Origin of the sequence: Acinetobacter calcoaceticus, assembly GCF_900520355.1 — a bacterium.
GTDB classification, from domain to species: Bacteria; Pseudomonadota; Gammaproteobacteria; order Pseudomonadales; family Moraxellaceae; genus Acinetobacter; species Acinetobacter calcoaceticus_C.
Map to the genome: position 1 here is coordinate 1,470,656 of NZ_LS999521.1, position 24,353 is coordinate 1,495,008.

Sequence of the window (24,353 nt, forward strand, 5' to 3'; positions counted from 1 at the left end):
ACTTAAAATAAAGCCTTCAGTCGAGGGCTTTATTTTTTTTGAATACAAGCATTAAGCCTAGCAAAATTGCAATCATTCCTATTAAGCCTGCCAGCGGTAACTTATTTTTTAAAATTAAAAAATCTAAAATTGCAGTAACAATAGGAACCAGATAGAACAGGCTTGTCACATTTACAATATTGCCCTGATTTAAAAGCCGATAAAGTAAAAGCTGGGCTACTACAGAAATTAAGATTCCAAGAAATAAAATAGAAATAATCAGTTGTGAATTCCAATGTACTTCAAAATGTTCAAAAGGAACCAAAAACAGGCAGACTACCAGACTGACTATATATTGTAGCGGTAAGACATCTGTAGGGGCTTGTTGAATGTTCTTTTGCATGATGGCCCCAAAAGTCATACATAGGAGGGCAGTCAAGGCAAATAGCATTCCAATTGGGGCAATAAATGACATTGACAGGCTTTTCCACACTAAAAGTATGAGTCCGGCCAATGAAATGCATAAGCCCAAAAGTTTTTCTTTTGGCCAACTCTTTTCAATAAGACAAAGCGTTAAGATTGGCTGTATTCCCATAATTGTAGCCATTAAGCCAGGTGTGACCCCATACGCCATGGCTTTAAAGTAGCATATCGAATAACCAGCAATAATAAGAAGGCCAGTAAGCAGAACTTGTTTTCGAGTTCCATGTTTGGGTAAAAGTCTTTTTCTAAAAAGAGCAAGTACAAACAGAATAATTAAAGCAGTAGAAAAGCGCAGAATTAATAATGCTATGGGTGAGGCATTATCAAGGCCCCATCGAGTAAAAATTGCGGCACTACCCCAGAGTAAAACAAAAGCGGATGTTGCACTTTGTGATGCAAGCATCTGTTTATTTAGGCGCATAAAACCTTCTCCTAGTGCATAATACCTAAGAAATACGAAATGATGAAATTGTTAGTAGGTGTTGCTATTACCGTGTGATTTAGACATTAATCAATTCACAGATAGTTTCTTTAACAAAAGTGAATTGTTTTACCTTTTTCTAAATTCAGTATGGAAGAGAGAATAAATAAAGAAAAGCGCATAATTCTTTTATATACTATTTGAAAATCGAATAGATACATTGTAATGAATATAAAAAACTTACAAATTGATTGGCTAAAGTGTTTTGTCACAGTAGTAGATACTGGTTCATTATCAAACGCGGCGCCTGAGTTATATCGTTCACAATCTGCTGTTAGCATGCAGTTAAAAAAATTAGAAGAAGCACTACATTGCCAACTTTTAATACGAACGCACAGACAAATTGAATTAACCTCTCAAGGGCAACTACTTTTAGGCTATGCACGCCGTATTCTCGATTTGCATGCAGAAGCACAAATGGCATTTCATGGAGATGAATTAACGGGTCGTATACGCCTTGGAGTGCCCGATGATTATGCTTCTAAATATTTAACACCCGTACTTAAGCGTTTTGCGCCGCGTTATGGAGGTGTTGAAATCGAGTTGATCTGTGAGCAATCGACTTCATTAATTCCACGAGTAGAGAGTGGTGATATAGATTTGGCTTTAATTTCGAGAGATAACGCTCGTCAAGGTACACTTTTATTTCATGAACCAATGGTATGGGTAGGCTCTCCACAATTTGAACTCTGGCGAGAAGACCCACTCCCAATTGCAGTTTATGAAAGTACGAGCCAAGCCAAAAAGAGTGCTATTCATTCTTTAGCATTACAAGGACGCCGTTATCGTGCTGTATACAATAGTTCAAGTTTAGCAGGTCAAATCGCAGCAGTTGAAAGTGGTTTAGCAATCGCCGTGTTCACGCAGTGTAGTGCACCTGAACACTTAACCATATTAGGTGCTGATCATGGCCTAGGACCTTTAGAGCCTATGGAGACTGCTGTTTATCGAAGTCGGTCATCCTTAGAGTCAAAAGCTGTAGATCACTTATATGAATTACTCATTAAAACGCTCAGACATTCTGTTAATGTTTAATCGCCAAATATTAAGTTGATATTTAAAAATAAAACGAAAGAGCTTTACATTTTTGCGTTAAATCTACAAAAAAGCCTAGAAACGTATGCTGAACGTAAAACTAATAAAAAGTATTTATTAACTCACTATCTGAATAATTTATGAGGTGAAATATGAAAAAAATTATGGCTACCTTAAGTTTAGCTGCCATTATTTCTTTAAGTGTGAGTGCTTGCCAAGGTGAAAATGATACAAAACAGCAAGATAAAACGACCACCCCTCATTCAATGGACAATGATTCATAACCCAGATGAATACCGAAGCCCATCGTAAGATGGGCTTTTTTATATCTTTTTATTATCATCTGAAAATGTGATTTGTAACTCACAATATTTATTTTTAATGGCACTGTTCAAAATATGTTGACTAGTATGGTTGGTTTTAAATATATTTATATTCAACACGGATCATTTTAAATATAACCCTATATTTAAAATAAATTGATTCAAATGCCATCAGATCAGAAATTTAACCTTTAAATTTGATTATAAAAATATTAATTAATCAAGGAGGTGGGTATGGATGCTAAATTTCATTCTGAAAATGAATATGGTTTTATTCTAGACATATTGAATACTTATGTTGTGGTAAAGAAGACATTAAAAAATGATCATTATCCTTATGATTCATTTGGTTATCTTCTTGCTCTTTATCAACCCCTAAAAGTCTATATTCCTCAGCTTCCACATCCGAAAATTTATATTGAGATTGGTGGAATTTCATATGATCGAATGATTGTTATGCAAACAACAGACGAGACAGAAGCCATGAATGTTTTATTGGATTTAGGACAACTCGTCGTTTAACAATTAAGAGATATTTTTAGTAGTCAGTTTAATTTACTTAAGGAAAACTCTTTCTTAAGTAAATTAACGACACAACAATACGCTATAAAATAGTTATCGGAAGAGAAAATTTAAAGAAATTATTTGGTATTTTTATTCATCCTCATTAAACAAAGACTCTAATAAGATACAAAAAATCACAAAAGCTAAATCTATAACTTTAAAAGAATTTGTTTATATAACTAAGAACACTAAAAGTAGGTCATGGTAATGAAAAAAATATTCTTAGCAACACTCACTGGGTTGGCTTTATTGAGTAGTAATGCGGTATTGGCTAAACCAGATACTGCTTTGTTAAAAGAAGCGACAAAAAATGTAGTCACGGTGTCTAAAGCAAAAACTTTAGCTGATGAGTCCGGTGTTACGTTAACAGGCACCATCGTAAAGCATATTGCTGGTGATCATTTTGAGTTTAAAGATGCTACGGGTTCAATTGTAATTGATATTGATGATGACTTGTGGAAGCCTCTACAATTAAAAGCTGGAGATAAAGTACGTGTTGTAGGAGAGGTGGATACACATAGAGTTAAGCCTACCGATATTGAAGTTTTTCAGATTGAGCGTGTTAAATAAAGCCAGATTATTTATATAAATATTGCTCAGCTCAAATAAAAAAGAAAACTCCTGTTCTGAGGAGTTTTCTTTTTAAAGATTAAAATTTTTAATTATTGTGTTGCATTAAATGCCTCATGATAGCTGACATACCCTTTAGCAATATTGCCCGAGAAGCTTAAAGCTTGGAAATACTCACTTGGCACATCAGGCAAAATGAGTTCGGGATAGGTTCTAAAACCAAATCGGCTGTAATATTTGGGGTCACCGAGTAAAACACATCCTTTTGCATCTAAGTTTTTTAATTTTTCTAGTGATTTATTCATCAAAAGTGAGCCAATACCAAGCCCTTGTTTATTTGGATGAACCGAAATAGGCCCTAAACCATACCATCCCATTTCCCCTGAACTTATTTGAACTGGAGAAATAGTAACATGCCCAACAATAGCGCTATCTTCAATCGCAACTAGTGAGACTGTAAGTTGTCCGTGGTTTCTTAAACTATTCACAATAAAATGCTCGGTATGACTCGTGTGCTCAGCATTTTGAAAAGCTGCTTCTGTTAGTTTTTCTATTGCGTCAATATCCTCATTTCGTTCATCACGAATCGTAATATTCATTCAAGATTCTTCCTTATTTATTGAACAATCATACGCTTTAATTTTTTAAATAAGTAAAACTATAATTTAGATTTCTAAGATACCTTATTTGTTACTAATTATAAAAAACAACTACTACTTATGAAACTCATACATAAATTAAAATTTTATAAAAATTATTTTTAATATAATAATTTAAAAATATTTTGAGGGTTATAAATTGAAAAAAATCATTAAAACTTTATTATTATCTACACTCATTTCAACTACATCCTTCACTGTTTTAGCAAAAAATGTTGAGCAAAAAGTTAATTTTTTACAAGGTTCAACACATACCACATTAACTGGAAAATTTCAGGGTTATGATGATGTGAGATATAGGATTTATGCAAAGAATGGGCAAATATTGAAATTTAATATTAATAGTCTTAGTAATTTAGCCTATGTCAATATTTTTGCACCAGGGAAAAAACCAGGTAAAGATAATGCATTATTAATTGGCTCAACTGTAGGATCAAAAGGAGAGCTCACTTTACCTGTGGATGGCGATTATATTGTTCAAGTTTATCAAATGCGTAATAGTGCTCGTAAAAATAAAACAGTGAAATATAGTCTAGATGTCGAAATATTAAATAAAGTAAAAAAATAATAGTTGATAAAATTTACTAGCTTTCACATGAGAGCTAGTAAATTTGAAAAATGGTATAGATACTCATTATTCGATTAAAGAAAAGGACTCATGAATGCCACAACTTTCCACAAATGTTTGATCATGTGAAATGAGTAATACAGCACCTTCATAGCTCTGAATAGCAGTAGCTAATAATTCTCTAGATTCAATATCTAAATGATTTTCCGGTTCATCTAATAACAGGAGTTCCGGTGTAGGGTGGATCTGGCTAAGTGTCAATAAAGCTACTTTGAGTTTTTCTCCACCACTTAGTTGTGATAAGAGATAAGTACTTTTATCACCGCGAATTCGAAGTTGACCTAATAAATTTCTCCATTCTAATTCTGAAAGCTCGCTATTCATGTGAGTTAAATTCTCAATAACAGTCATCGCATCACATAAAAAGTTAAAGTTTTGATCGAGATAAAAGCACTCTACAAACAAGTGCATACTTTCATTGGGCAGATTTTTCTGTGCATTAATTGCTTTAAGTAGTGTTGATTTTCCAATACCATTTTGACCCGTTATGTGGATTTTTTGGGCTGCCTGTACAGCTAAATCTATGGGTTTGTGAGTTCCATATTTTAGTTTGAGTTTTTTAATTCGAAGAATTTCTCCAGATTTTTTATGGAAAGTAGGGAAGACAAACTGTTGTGGCTTAACGGTCTCAAGACGCATTTTTTTGTCTTTTAAATCATTTTGACTATTTGAAATTTGTCGTTGGTGCTGAGACTGTATAGCCGCAATACTTTGACCTGCTTGTTCCTTTTTAAAATCGAGCAGAATTTTGGCTTGAGAATTTGATTCGCGTAATTTATTCCCAGCACGTTCACGTTTTTGAGCTTTCATTAATACTTCATGTTGCTTTTGCTTCATGTGTTTAACGTCGCGTTGGTTTTGTTGAATAGATTGCTCTAAAGCTGCTACATGAGTTTGATATTGCTCATCAAATTTCTCATAGTTTCCTGTTGTGTGATGTAAACCATGTTCATTTAAATGATAAATATGATCTACTTCATTCAACAAAGTTCGGTCATGACTAATGATAAGCGCACCTGCGGGGTGTTTCTTCAACTGATCAATTAACCATTTTCTAGATTCCTGATCTAGATGGTTACTGGGTTCATCAAGCAGTAAATAATGATCTGATTTTAAAAATAAACAACTTAATGCCAATTTAGTTTTTTGACCTTCGCTTAGATTTTTAACGGGAAAGTCTAAATCAGTGGGCAAATGAGCAGACTCTAATAAGTTATTCCATAAGATGGGTAAATCCCATTTGCCTTCCAATAAATCATAATCATTGAAGCTGGCAACGCCTTCCTCAACTCTCTTAAAAGCCTGATAAATGTCTACGATATCTAATGCTTCGGCTATGGTCAGTCCTGTTAACCGATGCAATTGAGGTAAATATGCATGTTTTATATGCCACGATATTTGCCCAGATGTAAGAATTGAATCTAAGCTAAGCGTCTGATTTAACATTTGCATAAGCAAAGATTTGCCTTGCCCATTACGGCCAATTAAAGCCGCTATCTGATTCGATTCAAGACTAAAATTTAATTTTTTAAACATAACTTTAGATGAAAATTCTAAAGTGAGTTGTGATATTACACATGCCTGCTGAGTCATAGAAAACCTCATAAATACAGGATGTACAAAATAGGAAAAAGTAGTTTTAAGCAGGGACGTTAAATCACAAAAAATAGTCTATTTTGCACATCAAAAAAGAAAAAATGATGAGAAAAAGACTTACTTCATTGGCGTGACTCACGAAATTGGAAGAATGAGAAACTATTCTATCTGGGTTTTTAGCTAGTGTAAAATTTATACAAAAGGTTTTGTTAAAAAACCCAATCGTTAGATTGGGTCTTGTGCATCTAAAAAAATTTATTCTTTTACAACCAATACCTGAATTTTAGTACTGTTTAAAACATCTTGAGCAAAACTACCCAAAATAAGCTTTTGGAAGCCTTTGCGTCCATGAGAACCAATCACAATCAAATCGGAACCTAAGCCTTCTACTGCTTTAAGGATGCCATCTGAAGAAATCTCACCTTGGATAATTTGAGTTTCAGCATCAATACCTTCTTCGGCACATAAAGCTTTTACTTTTGCGAGAGTTTTTTCTGCATTTGCGCGTGCTTCAACAAAATAATCTTTTACAACAGGTGAGATGTAATAAAAATCTACACCGCTAAAAGGATCTACCGCAACTAAGCTAATAGCAGTCAATTTACTTCCAAAAGCCTTTGCAATATGAGCTGCTTGTCTTGCTGCTGCTAATGAAATTTCAGAACCATCGACAGGTACAATAATATGTTGGTAATTCATAATGTTATTCCTCTTATTTACAGTTGTTATATGTATGAAGCATTTATTAATTAAAGATTAACATATTTCATTCTGGGTAGACATCTATTCGACTAAAAGAAAGAGAAATTAAATAAAATCATTTTAAATCAGTTGTTTGTATTTATTTTCCTAATGGTTTTGATGGTGTCTAAGCGGCATTGCTAAATAATCGATAATATTTACATGAAAATTACAAAAAATTACCCTTCATATTTCTGTCATATAGAAATCGTATAACAAAATAGTAAATTAAGGGGAGAGAGGAAGATGGCTGATTTAACAGCAAAGAAAGTCAATAAACTCATTGAAGAGTTTCGTCAGACAGGTAAAGAACCCGAAAAGTTAGTGATTGGCTATAAAACCTATGCCAGACTGATGACCGAAGATAAATTTGCAGAAAAAATTGTCCCTTCACGGGAAGACTCAAAAGAACGGTTATATAAAAATCTAAAAATTAAACTTATAACTGAAAAACATTACTTTGAAATTAAATAAAATTTATGTGAAATACATCACTTGTTATTAAAGTAAAGTAACACTTAAATAAGTTTAATAACATGTTCAATGTATAATGATACAAATTAATAGTGTAGCAAACATTTGAAAACAGCAATCGTTTATAAACTCGATAGAATAAATTGCTTTTATTTTTAAGTAGTGGAATAAATTGAAATGCCAACACTCAGTGTAATTATATTTTATGTTTTAGCTATATTAGGCAGTATAGCTGTTATTTGTGGATTATTCAGTTTAAGTGTTTTTTTAATTATTATTGGATTAGCTCTATTATTTGCAGCATTATTATTAAAAAAAGAATTTAAATTAGATATTTTATTCTGGAAATAGATATAATATGTATTTGTATTTTTAGTTGTCTATAAAACTATTTCAATAGAACTGAAACGAAAAATTTCAGTTCTAAATAATTAAATTAGTTTTTATGATGAATATTGATGCAATAACGTTTTTTTGATCAAATTATTACAATAAAATATAAAAGTAGAAATTTTTAAATTTATTTAAGTATTTAAAAATAAAAAAGTTTCATTTAGGATGAAAGTAAAATTGTAAAAGCGTTTGTAGCGATTAAACAATAACAAAGCGAGGTGAGCATGACTTATAAGTATGAGTATGCAGGGTTCTGGTTAAGATTTGGTGCAATGATTATTGATACTCTTATTCTTTTTTTAGCGGTTATTCCTGCGGCATGGATTTTTTATCAGGGGGATTATGATCTAGTCTTTGCCACGGGCTTAAGTTCGAAACCACAAAATTATGGGTTCGATTTAATCGTGAACTATATATTTCCTTTATTGTATTCAATTTTATGCTGGCTGTATTTTGCAGGTACTCCAGGTAAACGATTGATGCGATTAAAAGTTTTAGATGAAAAAACCGGTAATAAGCTAACACTCATGCAGAGTATTATTCGATATATTGGCTATATTCCATCAATTTTAGTCTTTGGTATTGGTCTTTTTTGGGTCGCATTTGATGCAAAAAAACAAGGATGGCATGACAAAATGGCAAAATCAGTTGTAGTAAGAGAGCTATAAGAAATAAGATGAAAAAGCGTTCATAGCATTGGAAATAAGGGCTATGAACGCTTTTTTATTAACTTTTTTTGACTTTAAGTTTTAAAATAAAATATACAACTACACCTACAATAAGTCCCCAAAAGGCTGACCCGATACCGAAAAATTGAATGCCAGAAGCACTACATAAAAAGGTAAATAATGCAGCTTCACGGTCTTCAACCTGAGCAAATGCGATTGCAATGTTGTGGCTGATCGTACCAAATAATGCAATACCTGCTAAAGCCACAATAAAAATATGCGGAAAAGACATCAGTAAGCTTGTCAGTGTTGCAGCAAACAAGCCCATTAAAATATAGAAAAGACCACAGCTCATGCCTGCAATATATCGTTTACTTGGGTCTGGGTGGACTTGATCGTCTAAGCTTACCGCAGCACTGATGGCAGCAATATTAACGCTGTAACAACCAAAAGGTGCAAGCACCACTTGGGTTAAACCTGTCCAGCCGATTAACTGGTTGACGTTTGGTTTGTAGCCATAACTCTTGATCATGGCAATTCCAGGTAAATATTGCGAAGCCATGCTAATCACAAAAAGTGGCAGAGCTAATCCCAAAAGTGCTGACCAGCTAAAATCAGGACTAATCCAAACAGGTTTAGCCAAAGACCACTGAAGTGTAGGCATATGAAATTCTAAAAAGACAGGGCATAGGGCAATACCCGCAAGTGCCGTGAATACAATGCTATATCGGGGCCATAATTTTTTTGTTATTACATAAATAACCAGCAAAGATAAAACGAATTCCCAATCATTTTGCAAACTGGCGAATAGGGAAATACCAAATTTGAGTAAAACACCTGCAAGCATGGCACTGGTTAAGCTTTGCGGAATGTACGAAAGCGCTTTTTGAAATATACCTGAAAAGCCTAAAATAGCAGTCAGTAAACCGCCTATTAAAAAAGCACCAATCGCTTCATTTAAGCTATAGCCACTGCCTGTTGCCATAATTAAAGCGAGGCCAGCGGTTGACCATGCTGTCGCTACAGGATATTTAAATTTCCAAGAAAGTATGAATCCTGATAAACCAATACCTAAGCCTAAAGCCCAAAACCATGAGGTGATTTGCTCGGGTGAAGCACCTAAAGCTTGAGCCGCCTGAATTACTAAAATGGCCGAAACACTAATACCTATTAAAAAAGTGATAAAGCCAGCAAATACGGCCGGAATTGAAAAATCTTGAAGAATCTTTTGCATAGCTAAATGTTCTAAATCCCTGAAAAATTAATATGTTTCTGTCTTTGCTTTCAGCTAGGTAAATCTAACAATTTTTTTAAAGAAGGTGCTTTCTATTTTTAACTTAAAATAGAAATAATATTTTCAAAATATTGAATAATGCTATTATTCCTTTCTTAAATAATACTAAATTTGGGATATTGTTTTATGGGAGAACAGGCTGAAAATTTGACAGTGCTTGAACTTAAAATTATGCGTGCTTTACAAGAGAATGGACGTTTAAGTAATGCTGAACTGGCTAAACTGGTAGGTATAAGTACTTCATCTTGTTGGAATCACACACAGCGTCTTTTTAAGGTTGGAGCGATTCTAGATGTGCGTGCTCGGATCAATCCGAGTATGGTGCAGCGTGATACGGTGGTGCTCGTTGGTGTGGTTTTAGACCGCTCAACTCCAGACAGCTTTCAGGCATTTGAACAAGCATCTGGTGATTTGGAAAATGTTTTGGAATGTTATCTGGTGGCGGGAGAGGTCGATTATTTTTTAAAAATTCGTGTTAAAGATTTAGCTGCTTTTAACCGATTTCATAGTGAAAAAATTATTGCTTTACCGGGAGTAAGACAAGTCAGAACATTTTTTGTGCTCAATGAAGTTAAAACAGATGGCATGCTGGCATTTTAGCAGTTCATTATGTTTTAACTTGATAAATGCAAAAACGTATAGGGTACAGATTATTAGATTGTTGAGGTTGCCAGTTTTAAACCGAATCCGAAAAATAGAATCCCTACTAAAAAAATACTACTTGCTGCAATTTTATGGTTCTGTTTAAAAAATGCTGAAAGTTTAATTCCAGAGAAGATTAATGCAGTTAAATAGCTAAAGCTAATAATTTGTAAAATAACCGCTAAAATTAAAAAACTTAGTGCCGGATAGGCATAATCGGGTTCAACAAATTGAACAAAGAAAGATAAGAAAAATAAAATCGCTTTAGGGTTGAGTAAACTAATACTTAATGCCGTTTTATAAGGATGAATTTTATCTAAAGCGGGTAAATCAGCCATTTCTGGTTGTGGTTGATTACGTTGTTTCCATCGTTGAATACTACCTTGTAAGAGCTTAAAGCCTAAATAAGATAGATAAAGTGCACCTGTTAATTTAAGAATAACAAATACCCATGGGAATGCTTTTAATAAAGAGGCTGCACCTAGTACGGTACAAAGCATTAAAATGAGATCACCGGTAAAAATACCTAATGCACCCATATATCCAGTTTTAATGCCGTAACGTGAAGCAATTGACATCACATAAAGAGAATTGGGTCCCGGCAATAACACAATTAGGAACGTACCGATAATATATGTTGTTAAATCTGTTATACCGAACACGAGAAACCCAATAAAAAAACCGATTTTTGCCATGATAACAAAAATCGGTGATTTTGTATGAAAAGTGCAGTTTTTTAAGGTTTAATTTCTGCATCAATTCCAAAAGACTGACGTAATAAAAAACTTAATTGGTCACGAGCTTTAATAAAGCCATCAACACCACCTTGTAAAAGCTGGAATGCCATTAAGTCATGATTAAGTTCGTCTTTAAAACTTTGTTCATCTTGAGCTGGTCTAACAATAGCTTCTGCTTGCTTTGATTTAGTTGCATCAAGAGCTGCATCAACTGTACGTGTATCTTGCTCAAGCTGGGTAAGTAAGCCCGGAGAGATCGTCAGTAAATCACAACCTGCCAATCCAAGAACCTGATCGACACTACGGAAGCTCGCACCCATTACTTGAGTCGGGATATTTTGCTGTTTGTAATAGGTATAGATTTTTTTAACTGAAACCACGCCTGGGTCTTTTTCAATTGGATAAGAATCGACACCTTCAGCCTTTTTGTACCAGTCTAGAATACGGCCTACAAATGGTGAAATTAAAGTTACTTTTGCATCTGCACAGGCTTGAGCTTGATGTAAACCGAAAAGCAGAGTGAGGTTACAAGCAATCCCTTCCGCTTCAAGCACTTTAGCAGCTTGAATACCTTCCCAAGTCGACGCGATTTTAATAAGAATACGTGACTGGTCAATTCCATAACCTTTGTAAAGTTCACATAATTCATGTGCTTTTTGAATGGTTGCTTCAGTGTTATATGAAAGAGCAGCATCAACTTCGGTAGAAACACGGCCTTCAATAAGCTTTAAAATTTCTACGCCAAACTTTACGGTTAAAATATCAATGGTTCGTTCAATCAGCTCATCGTTGCTATAGCCTTCTTCTTTGGCTTGATAATAAGCATCTTCAATGAGTTCTTTACTTTCTGGTTGTTCTGCTGCTGCTGTAATCAACGAAGGATTGGTCGTCGCATCTAGAGGGCGAAATTTACGAATTGCATCAAGGTCACTACTATCGGCAACAACGGTCGTTAATGTTTTTAATTGGTCAAGTGCTGTATGAGTCATTGATATTCAACATCTTCAATAAAAAATCTTATGTTTTCTTTATAGCACAAAGTATATTCATGCTGTCGATATATCAATTGTTATATTTCAAATAAAAACGTTTAGGTTATGCATCTAAATTTAAACAATATTAAGGTGCATGTTGTGTTCGTTGCTTTCGGATATATTCAATAAGAAATCTGGCTGCTACACCAAGTTCACTTTCGCGGCTCCAGACCAAGTCGACATAATATTCAAATCTTGGAGTGAAATCTAATAAATCCAATACTTTAAGCTTGTTTTTTAATTCAGGATTTTCTTTAAACATTTCTTGCGGAAGAACTCCCCAACCTAGATTACGTAAAATCATTAAGCAAGCAGAGTGGTGGTTGTCTGTACGCCAGTAATGTTTTGAAAACAGTAATTCAGGTTTTAACGTCTCATCTCGACTTGCCACCACAATTTGCCGTGTGGTAAGGATCTGTTCGTAAGAAACCTGATTTTGGGTTGCAAGTGGGTGATTTTTTGCAATAACTGGAATTAAAGCCTCGCGTTTGAGCTCAACAAATTGTTCTCGGTTGTCCAGATGTTCACGTTCAAACATGAGTGCAAGTTGGGCTGAACCATCTAGTAACATTTGTAAAGCGTCTTCTTGAGGTGCCGAAACAATATTAATTTGGAGGTCAGGAAAACGACTCTCTAGCAGGCAAATATAGTCGGTCCAGTTAGTGTGTAGTAATTCAGAGACGATCACAATGGTTAAGTTAGCTTCTAAACCTGTGCTTAACGCATGGGCATGTTGTTTCCACTGGTTCATCTCAATTAAAAGCTGAGAAGTTTTTTCATATAATACCCGTGCTTGATCAGTAGGAACGGGTTCACGGCCCTTACGATCAAATAAGGTTAAGTTCAGATCAATTTCTAAGTTGGCAATAGACATGCTTACAGCCGAAGGAACTTTTCCAAGTTTACGCGCTGCTGCTGAAAAGGAGCCTGTTTCAATCACTGCTTGAAACATGAGTAGTTGTTCTTGATTAATATTCATCTGTCAAAAAAACTGAAAGAATCTGATTGGATTAATCAATATTATAAAAATAAAATACGTCTTATCCAAGTATTATTGAGTATTTAAAAATGTTGATTTCCAAGAGAAGGCTCATTCATGCAATCAGTTATGAAGGAATTTTATTGGTCATCATTGCGATTGCATTAAGTTTTATTTTTGATATGCCGATGGACGTCACCGGAACACTCGGTGTGTTTATGGCAGTGGTTTCAGTTTTCTGGAATATGATTTTTAACCACTACTTTGAGAAAGTAGAGCATAAATATAATTGGGAAAGAACAATCCCTGTAAGGATTTTGCATGCGGTTGGTTTTGAAGGCGGTTTGCTGATTGCAACAGTGCCGATGATTGCTTATATGCTACAAATGAATGTCATTGATGCGCTTATTTTAGATATTGGTTTAACCTTATGTATTTTGGTCTATACCTTCATTTTCCAATGGTGTTATGACCATATCGAAGATAAGTTTTTCCCTGAAGCAAAAGCTGCCTCACTACACTAAATTTATAAATCCTAAAATGAAATAAGCACCCATTTGGGTGCTTATTTTTTGTAGTTAGATGTAGAAATTATTTCTCTACAATTGCAACTACACCTTCACCGCCAGCAGTACAGATAGAGATTAATGCGCGGCCTGAACCTTTTTGATTAATCAATTTAGCAGCAGTTGCTAAGATACGACCACCAGTTGCAGCAAATGGGTGACCTGCACCTAAAGATGAACCATTTACGTTCAGTTTAGAGCGGTCAATTGAACCTAAAGGTGCATCTAAGCCAAGACGTTCTTTACAGAATTTTTCGTCTTCCCACGCTTTTAAAGTAGACAATACTTGAGATGCAAAAGCTTCATGAATTTCGTAGAAATCAAAATCTTGAAGTTTAAGGTTAGCGCGCTTAAGCATACGAGGTACTGCATAAGCAGGAGCCATCAATAAGCCTTCTTTAGGGCCATTTTTACCAATGAAGTCCACAGCAGCGGTTTCTGAGAAAGAAAGGTAAGCTAAAACTTCATGACCGTTTTCTTTTGCCCATTCTTCAGAAGCAAGTAACACAACAGATGCACCATCAGTCAACGGCGTTGAGTTACCCGCTGTCATTGTTGCAGTTTCGCCTTTACCGAAAACAGGCTTTAATTTAGCAAGTTTTTCAACTGTACTGTCTGCACGTAAGTTGTTGTCACGGTTAAGACCTAAGAATGGAGTGATTAAGTCGTCAAAGAAACCGCGCTCATAAGCAGCAGCAAGTTTTTGATGGCTGCTTGCAGCGAGTTCGTCTTGAGCTTCGCGAGTAATACCCCATTCTAATGCAGTAATTGCTTGGTGTTCACCCATTGAAAGGCCAGTACGTGGTTCACCATTGCTTGGTGCATCAAGAAGCTTTTTAAAATCAATTTTTGTTAATGCTTTAAGACGGTCTTTACCAGTTTTCGCAACGTTGAGCTCAAGTAATACTTTACGTAAGCCATCACCAACAGCGATTGGTGCATCAGAAGTGGTGTCTACACCGCCTGCAATACCGACATCAATTTGACCAAGCGCAATTTTGTTTGCCACAACAAAAGCAGCTTGTAAACCTGTACCACAAGCAATCTGAATGTCGTAAGCTGGAGTTTCAGGTGCAAGATCTGTGCTCAATACAACTTCACGAGTCATATTAAAGTCACGGCTGTGTTTTAAAACAGCACCAGCAACGACTTCACCAATACGCTTACCTTGTAAGTTAAAGCGCTCAACCAAACCATTCAATGCTGCTGTCAGCATGTCAGAATTCGATGCTTTAAAATAAGCAGTATTTGAACGTGCAAATGGAATGCGGTTGCCACCAATAATTGCAACGCGGCGAACAGTGTTTTGGCTCATGGTTTTATCCTGTTGAACAGAAGTTTTGGTTTTTGTTGCTTTTGGTGCTGCAGCTACATTAGAAGATGTAGAAGGGGGGGCAGAAGCAGCGCTCTTATTACGAGGGCTTCGTGCAGGTGCAGTCGTTGAACGAGTACGTGTCGTTTTTGGTGTATTAGTTGCTGCTTTAGGAGTAGTGCTGTTACGCTTAGCCGTGTTAGAAGCCGACTTTGATGTATTTGACACTTTTTCCTGAGCAGAATTCTCGACTGCTGGATTTTCTTGAGTTGTTTTGCTCATAAGGCTTTTCCAAGCATATTAACGATATTCTTATACGCTACCTTAACACAATTCAAATAGACCTGTATTGACTAGAATGACATTGTAGATAGCATTCAGGTCAAGACATCAAAAGATCAACTCAAGTATGATTTGGGATGACTCTAATGAACGACTGCTTTCATATTGTTTCTCCGCATTTCCTAACATAATGAAGCCTGTCGTAGAAAATCATTTTTTTGAGAGATAATAATCATGACTGATCAATACCAAGCATTTACACAATCTCCAATTGGTAAATTCGTTGTTAAAAATTTGGGTTTACCATCGCCTGTAGCATTAGAGCGTTTTGAAAATGCTCAGCCAGTAGTGAATGGGGCAGTATTGGTTGGCGCGGCGCCGTCAAGTGTATTGTCTGGTGCGATTGCACAAGTACTTAGCAATATTCATGCAGACAGCTATGTAGGCAATAATGTTGCACTACAACAAGACGCTGCAAAAGTTGGTTTAAATTTACGTCCATTCAATGCTGGCGATAAAGAATCAAAATTTAAAGCAGTTGTATTTGATGCTTCTGGTATTCAAAACTCAGAACAGTTAAATGAGCTTTATAAATTCTTTAACCCGATTGCACGTCAAGTTGCGACTTCTGGTCGAGTTATTGTGATTGGTACAACACCTGAAACTGCAAAAACTGTAAAACAGGCGATTGCTCAGCGCGCTCTTGAAGGTTTTATCAAATCTGTAGGTAAAGAATTTAAAAAGGGTATTACTGCTCAAGTTGTCTATGTAGATGAAGGTGCTGCTGCAAACCTTGAATCAACTTTACGCTTCTTGCTTTCTCCGCGTTCAGCTTATGTATCTGGTCAAGTTGTTCGTATTTCTAAAGCAGATGTCGTTGATGTTGATTGGGCAAAACCGCTTGCTGGTAAAACTGCGTTAGTAACAGGTGCAAGCCGTGGTATTGGTGAGGCAATTGCACATGTATTGGCGCGTGATGGCGCTCATGTCATTTGTCTAGATGTACCTCAGCAGCAAGCTGACCTTGACCGTGTAGCTGCGGACATTGGCGGTTCTACATTGGCAATTGATATTACAGCTGCTGATGCTGGTGAAAAAATTAAAACTGCTGCTGCAAAACAAGGCGGTTTAGATATTATCGTCCATAATGCGGGTATTACTCGTGACAAGACTTTGGCAAACATGAAGCCAGAGCTTTGGGATTTAGTGATTAACATTAACTTGTCTGCTGCTGAACGTGTAAATGACTACTTGTTAGAAAACGATGGTCTAAATGCAAATGGCCGTATTGTTTGCGTATCATCAATTAGTGGTATTGCAGGTAACCTTGGTCAAACGAACTATGCTGCATCTAAAGCAGGTGTGATTGGTTTAGTGAAATTTACTGCACCTATTCTAAAAAATGGGATTACCATTAACGCAGTAGCACCTGGTTTTATCGAAACTCAAATGACTGCTGCGATTCCATTTGCAATTCGTGAAGCTGGCCGTCGTATGAACTCAATGCAACAAGGCGGTTTACCTGTTGATGTAGCAGAAACGATTGCATGGTTTGCATCAACTGCATCTACAGGCGTAAATGGCAACGTGGTACGTGTCTGTGGTCAAAGCTTGTTAGGCGCTTAAGCACTCTGAGCTAAAGATAAGGGGTGCTTAGGCATCCCTTTTTTATTCAAGAATCTATAAATTATAAAAGGTTAGGTATGAATACTCGTCATTTTAGCCAGCTACCAAAAGCGGCATTGGCTTATCCAAAAGTTGTGCAAGGTTTAATCTTTAAAAAGCCTAAAGGGCCAAAAATCTTGCCGCAAGTTGAATATGTGGTTGATAGTCTTGAGATTGATCAAAGTCATCTCAAAGCTTATAACGAAGTATGTGGCTTTAAAAATAATGGCTTCGTACCAGCAATTTATTTGGCTGTGCTTTCTCAAAGTTTGCAAATGCACATGATGACGGCAGAAGCTTTTCCATTTCCGATTTTAGGCTTAGTCCATATTCGTAACCAGATTAAACAAACCAGACCGATTGGTGTGACTGAAAAATTAACTCTGTCATGTAAGTTTGGGGAATTAAAACCGCATGATAAAGGTGTTCAGTTTGACTTTATTACCACGGCAAAAGTTGGCAACGAAGTAGTTATGGAAGGCCTAACGACTTATTTATCTCGCCAAAAAGTCGAGAAAAGAGTTGGCGAAAAAGCTAAAGAAGAGCAGGTCCCAGCTTATGTGCCAAAGGCAGAGTGGGATATTTTAGAAAACACAGGTCGCCGTTATGCGAAAGTGTCAGGTGATTTCAACTTAATTCATATCCATGCCCTTACTGCGAAAGCATTTGGCTTTAAGCAAGCAATTGCACATGGCATGTGGAGCAAAGCTAAAGCACTAGCGAACCTTGAATTACCAAATGCTTATGAAGCAGATGTGTGGTTTAAGCTGCCAATGTTCTTACCTTCAAAAGTTGAGTTCTTAACTGCCAATGCAGATAAAAAGACTGATTTCTTGATTCGTAATACGAAATCACAAAAACCGCATGTTGCAGGAACTGTAAAAGCATTATAAAAATATCAGCAGCCTGAACAGGTGTTTGGGCTGCTTTTGAGCAAAATAACAAAAAATGCAAGGAACTTCATGTGATTAAAGACATTCTGTTGGCCGATACCCATAACTATCACGGTATTTTAGATGAACGTTTTATTGATTTAGCTCACCAGTTTAGCCGCCTTCAAGATGCCAGAACGGGACAAGGTGGAGCTGCATTAGCGGTTTATTTTAGAGGTCAGAAAGTTGTCGATATTTACACCGGTCTAAAATCACAAACTGAAGCTTGGCAACCAGATACCTTGGCAGTTTGCTACTCTACAGGTAAAGGTATACTTGCGACTTTAGCTCACATTGTAGTAAGTGAGGGTTTTTTAGAATACGACAAACCGATTTCGACTTATTGGCCTGAATTTGCACAAAATGGTAAAGAGCAAATGACATTACGTCATGTGCTGAGCCATCAAAGCGGTATGTTTGATATTCGAAATACCATCGAAAGTGCGAGAGAAATGCTCGACTGGCCACATATGTTAGATATGGTCGCGGCTGTTAAACCAAGATTTGTCGCGGGAGAGGGTAATGCTTATCAGGCATTAACATTTGGTTGGCTTGTTGGTGGGGTGCTTGAAAAAGCAACTGGTCAGTCTTTAGCTCAACTCATGCAAAAATATCTGGTTGAACCATTGGATTTAGATGGGGCATATTTTGGTGTACCAGCAAGCGAATTAGATCGTGTAGCACGTTTAATTATTCAATCGAAACCAGAAACTAAACCTGTATCTGCGTCATCTGAGAAGAAGAAAAGCTTTAAACCACGTAAAAGTTCACTTTCAGAAAAAATGATTACATGGACGGGACAAAACCCTCAAGATTTTCAAGATGCCATGATTCCTAAAGGCATGAAGCATTTTAGCTTTTTTAGTGATGAAGGGTTGCAAACCGTTATTCCGGCAGCAAATGGCGCTTTCACTGCAAATAGTCTGGCAAAAATTTATGGAATGCTTGCAAACCAAGGGGAATGGGATGGGCAACAACTGATTCGTCCAGAGATATTTAAAGAATTGAGTACCATCCAAAGTTACGCACGTGATCGGGTTATGCCGATTCCAATGAATTGGCGTTTAGGTTATCACCGTATTATTACCATGGGTAAGCGTGCTAAAAATGGCTTTGGACATATTGGCTACAATGGTTCAGGTGCGTGGTGTGATCCTGAACGTGATCTTAGTTTTGCTTATACTCATAACTTTCAGATTGGTTCAATCACGGGTGACTATCGTTTATGGGGGCTTACTCAAGAAGCTTTACGTTGCACCGACCAAATTTTAAAAGGCCGCAAAGGCTGGTTCTAAATTCTGTACTTTCAACCATGCTGGTATTTTAATAAATGCCAGCTTCTACATTTATAATAATTCTAGGCGAATAATCACTTCTGTATGGCGCTTAAAGTCATCTTCAGTTAAACCTTGTAATCCCAGTTTATAAATTCCTTCTAATCCACACACAAAAGCGATAAGCCGCCAAGCAATATCTGTCGAATTAGATATGTCTTTAAATTCGCCTTCCTTTTTTCCACTTTCAATTGCTTGAACAATCGTTTGATGCCAACTTTGCATGGCCAAGTTATAAGCTTTTTGTATTTCTACATCTTGTTCAATCAAGAGTTCAGCTTCATTCCATAATCGTAAGTAGGGCTGAAGTTTATCTATATTTTCTGCACCTAATAAAATGAAGAGTCTTTGAAATTGACTATTTGTTTGTAAGGTTTGTTCAATTTCATCAAGCTGTTCCATAAGCTTTAAAAAAGCTTCAGCTTTTAAGTGAGATCCCGACGAAAAGTGATGATGAACTTGTCCAGTAGAGGTTTGGGCTTCACTTGCGATTCTACGTACCGTCATGGCCGTAAAACCTTCAGCCAAAGCAACTTGCATGGCAGCTTGCAGAATCATTTCTCTGCGTTGATCACGATTAAGATAGGCCATGTTTATTTCACCTGACTGAATTCGAGACAAACTACATTAAAATTTAAAGTTGGACAAGTGTCCAATTGTGTATATAATAACCTTAATTTGAACACATGTCCAAGTTTTGGATATCGAAGAGCGTTATGCAAAAGAAATGGTTAATTCTGACAATCATCGTCCTTATTTATTTGCCGGTTACAATTGATGCAACAGTGATGCATGTTGCAACACCATCTTTAAGTGCAGCATTGAATTTAACTGCCAATCAGCTTTTATGGATCATTGATATTTATTCACTGATTATGGCGGGTTTGATTTTGCCGATGGGTGCACTCGGTGACCGTATTGGCTTTAAAAAATTATTATTTATTGGAACTGCAATTTTTGGAGTTGGTTCACTGGCAGCTGCTTTTTCACCAACAGCCTATGCCTTAATTGCTTCCCGTGCTCTTTTAGGGCTAGGAGCAGCCATGCTTATTCCTGCAACTTTATCAGGCATTCGTAATGCTTTTACCGAAGAAAAGCAAAGGAATTTTGCACTTGGCCTTTGGTCTACAGTAGGGGGCGGTGGTGCCGCTTTTGGTCCATTAGTGGGTGGTTTTTTACTAGAGCATTTCCATTGGGGAGCAGTATTCCTCATCAACATCCCAATTATTTTGGTTGTTCTGGTCATGATTGTCATGATCATTCCTAAGCAGGAAGAGAAAACTGATCAACCAATTAATTTAGGCCAAGCTTTAGTGTTGGTTGTGGCAATTTTAAGTCTGATCTATTCAATTAAATCAGCCATGTATAACTTCTCAGTACTTACAGTCGTGATGTTTGTAGTTGGGGTAAGTGCTTTAATTCACTTCATTCGAAGCCAAAAAAGAAGTACCACTCCAATGATTGATTTGGAGTTATTTAAACATCCAGTCATTTCTACCAGTATTGTTATGGCCGTTGTTTCAATGATTGCTTTGGTTGGCTTTGAATTACTCTTGTCTCAAGAATTGCAGTTTGTGCATGATTTTTCTCCATTACAAGCAGCCATGTTTATTATTCCATTTATGATTGCAATTAGTTTAGGTGGTCCATTAGCAGGAATCTGTTTAAATAAATGGGGACTTAGACTTGTATCTACTGTTGGGATTTTAATAAGTGGCTTTAGTCTATGGGGACTTGCCCAGCTTAACTTTTCGACCGATCATTTTTTAGCGTGGGCGTGTATGGTCTTTTTAGGTTTTAGCATTGAGATTGCCTTACTAGCTTCAACAGCCGCCATTATGTCTTCTGTACCACCAAACAAAGCAAGTGCAGCAGGTGCGATTGAAGGTATGGCCTATGAGTTGGGTGCTGGTTTAGGTGTCGCTATTTTTGGCCTAATGTTGTCTTGGTTTTATAGTCGCTCAATTATTTTGCCAGAGGAACTCCCGACGAACTTAATTGAAAAAGCGAGTATTTCGATTGGTGAAACCATGCAATTGGCTTCTAACCTTGAAAGTCCTTTGGGAGGACAATTAATTGCAGTTGCTCAGCAAGCTTTTAGCTATGCACATAGTTGGGTACTTACAATCTCAGCCATTTGTTTCTTCTTTTTAACAATATTTGTCTGGTTTAGTTTTCCAAAGAAAGTAAGTTAATGATCTAAACAAGCTTAACAGTTGTGGAAAAAGAGAGAGAAATTTCTCTCTTTTTCTTGTTATAAATATAATTTTTAAATACACATAAATTGATAAAGCTTTCTTCATCTCAGAATATTATTAGTTATTTAGTTCTCATAAAAAGATTATTCTTTAATAAGTTTCATATTTTTATTTCAAAATGATTCAGTGGTCATGTAATTGAAATTTAATAAAAAATTAATTGATCAAAAATTGACTGTAAAAAAATGGTTTGTTAATCTGCTACTCGAAAAATCTAAAAACAAATAAAAGAGGCTGCTGTGAATTTAAAATTAAAAACATCACTTATTATCGGAGCAATTGTTGCATCTTCACTTGTATATGCCGCAACTGTACTTTCACCCAATCAGAATAATAATAGTGGATCAATTCCATCTGGTTATTCAGATTTAGAATTTTCTTTAGCAAATGGGAATTGGGTCAAAAATCTCTCTTTACCAGCAAGTGCTAATAATTTAGACAAAATTACAATTCGCTCTAGTGCGGCTTATAGTAGTTATTTAGATACTTCTAATACGAATATTCCGTTAGAAGTGTTGAAGATAAATAGCGGGGATGTTTACCAATTTGTCTTTAATACCGCTCAAAATAAATGGATTGCTCAATTAGCGACAGTGAGTCCTACGAATGGTGCTAACTATGAGGTTGTACCGTTAACAACTGCATCCATACAAAAAGTACTTATTCAAAATGATAAATGGGCACAAACCATTGCATTACCAAGTGACGTACACGATGGAACGACTGTACGAATTGTTTCCACAGCAAGTGCTGATTCCAATATAGATAAAGCAAATTTGCTATTCCCAAGCAGTTTTTTATTAAAAAATGGGTCTGAATATTGGTTTAAATATTATTCGGCTTTAGGGAAATGGGTGCCAGAATATATTAAACCGCAGAAGTTAAATGTTCAGCAAATTGGAACATCTTTAGCAGTTGTAAATAGTCCACTTACAGAAGTTTCATTTGGGGATGGGAACTGGGTATCCAATTTCACTCTACCAGCGACTGCAAATGATCGGGATAGAATTGTTATTAAATCTACGGCGACTTGGTCTGCAAAAATTAATAATACCAATATTAATAGCCAAGCGACTTTAACGCTAAAAACAGGCGATCAATATGAGTTTATGTATGTCAGTGATAAAGGATATTGGCAGCTGATCTCTTCACCAACGAAGGTGATTGATTCATCGGCAACAATTCCTGCAATTTTACCGAATATGACTCAACCCGCTTTAAAGGTAAAACTTTCTACCTCAAATTGGCAGCCAACCTTGCAACTACCAGTTAAAGCTCAAGTCGGGGATAAGGTGGTTATTGCGTCAAATGCATCGGCAGACACCTTTATTAATGCGGCTAATGGTTTGTCTACAGCAATTAAAAATGGTGAAAATCGCCGTTTTATTTACACGGCTCAAGGCTGGTCAGTAGATAGCTACACAATTGATATGTTGTTGGTTTCTAGCCCAGAAGTAAATTCAATTTTAGGTGAAAGCGCTGCAAAATTGAGAATGATTGAAGGTGTAAATTTAACGAATTTAACTGCTGAAAATTCGAATGCACGTTTTTACTTAAGAGATGTGGGCTATTTAACTTATAAAATACCTGCTGCAACTTTAAAAGAAGCGATTTCTTTTGGACGTGATGACACGACTGTACAAAATGAACGCAAACGCGTATTGGCCGATGGCGTCTATTATCAAGGCAATGAACCAGGCGATGGCGGTTGTGGCTGGGCATGGATTAATGCATCTTCATATAACATGATTGGTGCAAATGATATTGCAGGTTGTTCTTTTGCTGCGATGCGTCATGAGGTGGGACATAATCTTGGCCTATACCATAATGGTTCAACCAATATTGGTTCAGGCTTTGCTCATCCTTTAGGGAGTACTGCGATGGGAGGCAACAATATTAATTTTTACTCTAACCCGTATCTATATAACCCTAAATATGGTGTTCGTTTGGGTGAGGAAGGAAAAATTGATGCGGTCAGTGTCATTAACCTAAATGCACAGAAAATTTCTTTATATAACTAATCTCTATTTTTAGCCGTAAATAATGAAAAAAAATAAATTGTTAATAGGAACTGCTATCGCTTGTTTAGCGCTAGCAGTTCTCATCTGGCTCGCATTTTCACAGCAAAGTTCTTCTGCTTTAACGTCATCTGCAGATAACCAGAAAGGTGAAGTTAGCTTAAAGCGAGTTGAAAGTCAGAATGGTTTTACTCGTCAAAATACAATGAATTTGAGTCCGTCAGAGAAAGAAAGATTATCTAAGCAACAAATTGTTTTTAATGAAATAGAAAAGGATCAGCTGCCTTCTAATGTTAATTTTCCATTGATTAAAAATGGACAAGGTATGGTGATTAAGTATGATCCAAACGTGATTGAACTCAAAAAAGTAGGTGATACGGTTAAGTTTCAAATGTTGGAATATGGCATTAACCGCACAGGGAAAATTGTAGAGATCGAGCCTGTTGACCAAGATATTGTTCGGTGGACTGGGAAATTTGATCAGGGAGATCCAAATCAGAATTTCTTTACCATCACCCAAAGTCAAAAAGACCACTATACGATCATGCAAATTTTTACCGAAAAAGGAAATTATTCGGCTGAAATTAAAGATGGGGTTGGGCTGGTACAAACGATGGATGACGGAGTCACTGATCAGGAGTTACATCATGATCACCCTTAGTCAAATAAATGGTTTGGATGGGAAAAGAGTATAGTTCGCAGTTTA

Annotated in this window: 26 protein-coding genes and 1 pseudogene; 17 read left to right on the forward strand and 10 right to left on the reverse strand. The window is 36.2% G+C overall.

Annotated features, from left to right (window positions below; translation table 11 throughout):
- Positions 1–16 precede the first annotated feature (16 nt).
- Entirely contained in the window at positions 17–883 is an 867-nt protein-coding gene (locus AC2117_RS07000; protein WP_133972909.1) for a DMT family transporter, read from the reverse strand.
- A gap of 225 nt (positions 884–1,108) precedes the next feature.
- On the opposite strand from AC2117_RS07000, the gene AC2117_RS07005 reads away from it, so the two are divergent.
- From AC2117_RS07005 to AC2117_RS07020, 4 genes are all read left to right on the forward strand, one after another.
- The gene (locus AC2117_RS07005) at positions 1,109–1,978 is read left to right on the forward strand and encodes a LysR family transcriptional regulator (RefSeq protein ID WP_133972911.1); all 870 of its coding nucleotides are present in this window, start codon (positions 1,109–1,111) and stop codon (positions 1,976–1,978) included.
- Positions 1,979–2,130: 152 nt separating this feature from the next.
- Positions 2,131–2,262 carry a hypothetical protein gene (locus AC2117_RS07010; RefSeq protein ID WP_133972913.1) on the forward strand — a complete coding sequence of 44 codons (132 nt, stop codon included), beginning with the start codon at positions 2,131–2,133 and terminating at the stop codon, positions 2,260–2,262.
- A 273-nt stretch (positions 2,263–2,535) separates the two neighbouring features.
- The gene (locus AC2117_RS07015) at positions 2,536–2,823 is read left to right on the forward strand and encodes a hypothetical protein (protein ID WP_005039828.1); all 288 of its coding nucleotides are present in this window, start codon (positions 2,536–2,538) and stop codon (positions 2,821–2,823) included.
- A gap of 249 nt (positions 2,824–3,072) precedes the next feature.
- Complete coding sequence (locus AC2117_RS07020; RefSeq protein ID WP_133972915.1) at positions 3,073–3,435, forward strand: NirD/YgiW/YdeI family stress tolerance protein; 363 nt, start codon at positions 3,073–3,075, stop codon at positions 3,433–3,435.
- A gap of 92 nt (positions 3,436–3,527) precedes the next feature.
- On the opposite strand, the gene AC2117_RS07025 is transcribed toward AC2117_RS07020, so the two are convergent.
- Positions 3,528–4,034: a GNAT family N-acetyltransferase gene (locus AC2117_RS07025; protein WP_133972917.1), complete on the reverse strand. Its 507-nt coding sequence runs from the start codon at positions 4,032–4,034 to the stop codon at positions 3,528–3,530.
- A 78-nt stretch (positions 4,035–4,112) separates the two neighbouring features.
- On the opposite strand from AC2117_RS07025, the pseudogene AC2117_RS07030 reads away from it, so the two are divergent.
- A pseudogene (locus AC2117_RS07030) lies at positions 4,113–4,199 on the forward strand (hypothetical protein); the annotation flags it as partial.
- A 34-nt stretch (positions 4,200–4,233) separates the two neighbouring features.
- Positions 4,234–4,662, forward strand: coding sequence for a DNA breaking-rejoining protein (locus AC2117_RS07035; RefSeq protein ID WP_133972919.1), 429 nt, complete (start codon positions 4,234–4,236; stop codon positions 4,660–4,662).
- Between the two features lie 66 nt (positions 4,663–4,728).
- On the opposite strand, the gene AC2117_RS07040 is transcribed toward AC2117_RS07035, so the two are convergent.
- A complete protein-coding gene (locus AC2117_RS07040) occupies positions 4,729–6,315 on the reverse strand; it encodes an ATP-binding cassette domain-containing protein (RefSeq protein ID WP_197731002.1) in 1,587 nt (528 codons plus the stop codon).
- 258 nt (positions 6,316–6,573) lie between these two features.
- Complete coding sequence (locus AC2117_RS07045; RefSeq protein WP_004643207.1) at positions 6,574–7,017, reverse strand: universal stress protein; 444 nt, start codon at positions 7,015–7,017, stop codon at positions 6,574–6,576.
- A 288-nt stretch (positions 7,018–7,305) separates the two neighbouring features.
- On the opposite strand from AC2117_RS07045, the gene AC2117_RS07050 reads away from it, so the two are divergent.
- The 3 genes from AC2117_RS07050 (at position 7,306) to AC2117_RS07060 (ending at position 8,594) form a co-directional block, all read left to right on the forward strand.
- Positions 7,306–7,533 (forward strand): hypothetical protein, encoded by a 228-nt coding sequence (locus AC2117_RS07050; RefSeq protein ID WP_133972921.1) that lies wholly within the window; start codon positions 7,306–7,308, stop codon positions 7,531–7,533.
- Positions 7,534–7,710: 177 nt separating this feature from the next.
- Positions 7,711–7,884: a hypothetical protein gene (locus tag AC2117_RS07055; RefSeq protein ID WP_133972923.1), complete on the forward strand. Its 174-nt coding sequence runs from the start codon at positions 7,711–7,713 to the stop codon at positions 7,882–7,884.
- Positions 7,885–8,150: 266 nt separating this feature from the next.
- Positions 8,151–8,594 (forward strand): RDD family protein, encoded by a 444-nt coding sequence (locus AC2117_RS07060; protein WP_133972925.1) that lies wholly within the window; start codon positions 8,151–8,153, stop codon positions 8,592–8,594.
- Positions 8,595–8,652: 58 nt separating this feature from the next.
- On the opposite strand, the gene AC2117_RS07065 is transcribed toward AC2117_RS07060, so the two are convergent.
- The gene (locus tag AC2117_RS07065) at positions 8,653–9,828 is read right to left on the reverse strand and encodes a benzoate/H(+) symporter BenE family transporter (RefSeq protein ID WP_133972927.1); all 1,176 of its coding nucleotides are present in this window, start codon (positions 9,826–9,828) and stop codon (positions 8,653–8,655) included.
- A gap of 186 nt (positions 9,829–10,014) precedes the next feature.
- Between AC2117_RS07065 and AC2117_RS07070 the strand changes: the two genes are divergently transcribed.
- A complete protein-coding gene (locus tag AC2117_RS07070) occupies positions 10,015–10,488 on the forward strand; it encodes an Lrp/AsnC family transcriptional regulator (RefSeq protein WP_133972928.1) in 474 nt (157 codons plus the stop codon).
- 53 nt (positions 10,489–10,541) lie between these two features.
- Here the strand turns inward: AC2117_RS07070 and leuE are convergent, their stop codons facing one another.
- The 3 genes from leuE to AC2117_RS07085 all read right to left on the reverse strand — a co-directional run bounded on the left by leuE (position 10,542) and on the right by AC2117_RS07085 (position 13,280).
- A complete protein-coding gene (leuE, locus tag AC2117_RS07075; RefSeq protein ID WP_133972930.1) occupies positions 10,542–11,192 on the reverse strand; it encodes a leucine efflux protein LeuE in 651 nt (216 codons plus the stop codon).
- Between the two features lie 74 nt (positions 11,193–11,266).
- A complete protein-coding gene (gene tal / locus AC2117_RS07080) occupies positions 11,267–12,256 on the reverse strand; it encodes a transaldolase (protein WP_133972932.1) in 990 nt (329 codons plus the stop codon).
- 130 nt (positions 12,257–12,386) lie between these two features.
- A complete protein-coding gene (locus AC2117_RS07085; RefSeq protein WP_133972934.1) occupies positions 12,387–13,280 on the reverse strand; it encodes a LysR family transcriptional regulator in 894 nt (297 codons plus the stop codon).
- An 89-nt stretch (positions 13,281–13,369) separates the two neighbouring features.
- Here AC2117_RS07085 and aceI point away from each other — a divergent pair, with 89 nt between their 5' ends.
- Positions 13,370–13,804 (forward strand): chlorhexidine efflux PACE transporter AceI, encoded by a 435-nt coding sequence (gene aceI / locus AC2117_RS07090; RefSeq protein ID WP_026057096.1) that lies wholly within the window; start codon positions 13,370–13,372, stop codon positions 13,802–13,804.
- 67 nt (positions 13,805–13,871) lie between these two features.
- On the opposite strand, the gene AC2117_RS07095 is transcribed toward aceI, so the two are convergent.
- Entirely contained in the window at positions 13,872–15,440 is a 1,569-nt protein-coding gene (locus AC2117_RS07095; protein ID WP_045430848.1) for an acetyl-CoA C-acetyltransferase, read from the reverse strand.
- Positions 15,441–15,674: 234 nt separating this feature from the next.
- On the opposite strand from AC2117_RS07095, the gene AC2117_RS07100 reads away from it, so the two are divergent.
- From AC2117_RS07100 to AC2117_RS07110, 3 genes are all read left to right on the forward strand, one after another.
- Complete coding sequence (locus tag AC2117_RS07100) at positions 15,675–17,066, forward strand: 3-oxoacyl-ACP reductase (RefSeq protein WP_080027325.1); 1,392 nt, start codon at positions 15,675–15,677, stop codon at positions 17,064–17,066.
- Between the two features lie 77 nt (positions 17,067–17,143).
- Positions 17,144–17,998, forward strand: a complete 855-nt coding sequence (locus AC2117_RS07105; protein WP_080027324.1) for a MaoC family dehydratase — start codon at positions 17,144–17,146, stop codon at positions 17,996–17,998.
- Positions 17,999–18,069: 71 nt separating this feature from the next.
- Positions 18,070–19,332: a serine hydrolase domain-containing protein gene (locus AC2117_RS07110; protein WP_133972936.1), complete on the forward strand. Its 1,263-nt coding sequence runs from the start codon at positions 18,070–18,072 to the stop codon at positions 19,330–19,332.
- Positions 19,333–19,383: 51 nt separating this feature from the next.
- Here the strand turns inward: AC2117_RS07110 and AC2117_RS07115 are convergent, their stop codons facing one another.
- The gene (locus AC2117_RS07115; RefSeq protein WP_133972938.1) at positions 19,384–19,962 is read right to left on the reverse strand and encodes a TetR family transcriptional regulator; all 579 of its coding nucleotides are present in this window, start codon (positions 19,960–19,962) and stop codon (positions 19,384–19,386) included.
- A gap of 125 nt (positions 19,963–20,087) precedes the next feature.
- Between AC2117_RS07115 and amvA the strand changes: the two genes are divergently transcribed.
- From amvA to cpaB, 3 genes are all read left to right on the forward strand, one after another.
- Positions 20,088–21,566, forward strand: a complete 1,479-nt coding sequence (amvA, locus tag AC2117_RS07120; protein WP_133972940.1) for a multidrug efflux MFS transporter AmvA — start codon at positions 20,088–20,090, stop codon at positions 21,564–21,566.
- A gap of 302 nt (positions 21,567–21,868) precedes the next feature.
- Positions 21,869–23,650 carry a metalloendopeptidase CpaA gene (gene cpaA, locus AC2117_RS07125; protein WP_133972942.1) on the forward strand — a complete coding sequence of 594 codons (1,782 nt, stop codon included), beginning with the start codon at positions 21,869–21,871 and terminating at the stop codon, positions 23,648–23,650.
- A 22-nt stretch (positions 23,651–23,672) separates the two neighbouring features.
- A complete protein-coding gene (gene cpaB, locus AC2117_RS07130) occupies positions 23,673–24,308 on the forward strand; it encodes a metalloprotease secretion chaperone CpaB (RefSeq protein WP_133972944.1) in 636 nt (211 codons plus the stop codon).
- The last annotated feature ends 45 nt before the right edge of the window (positions 24,309–24,353 follow it).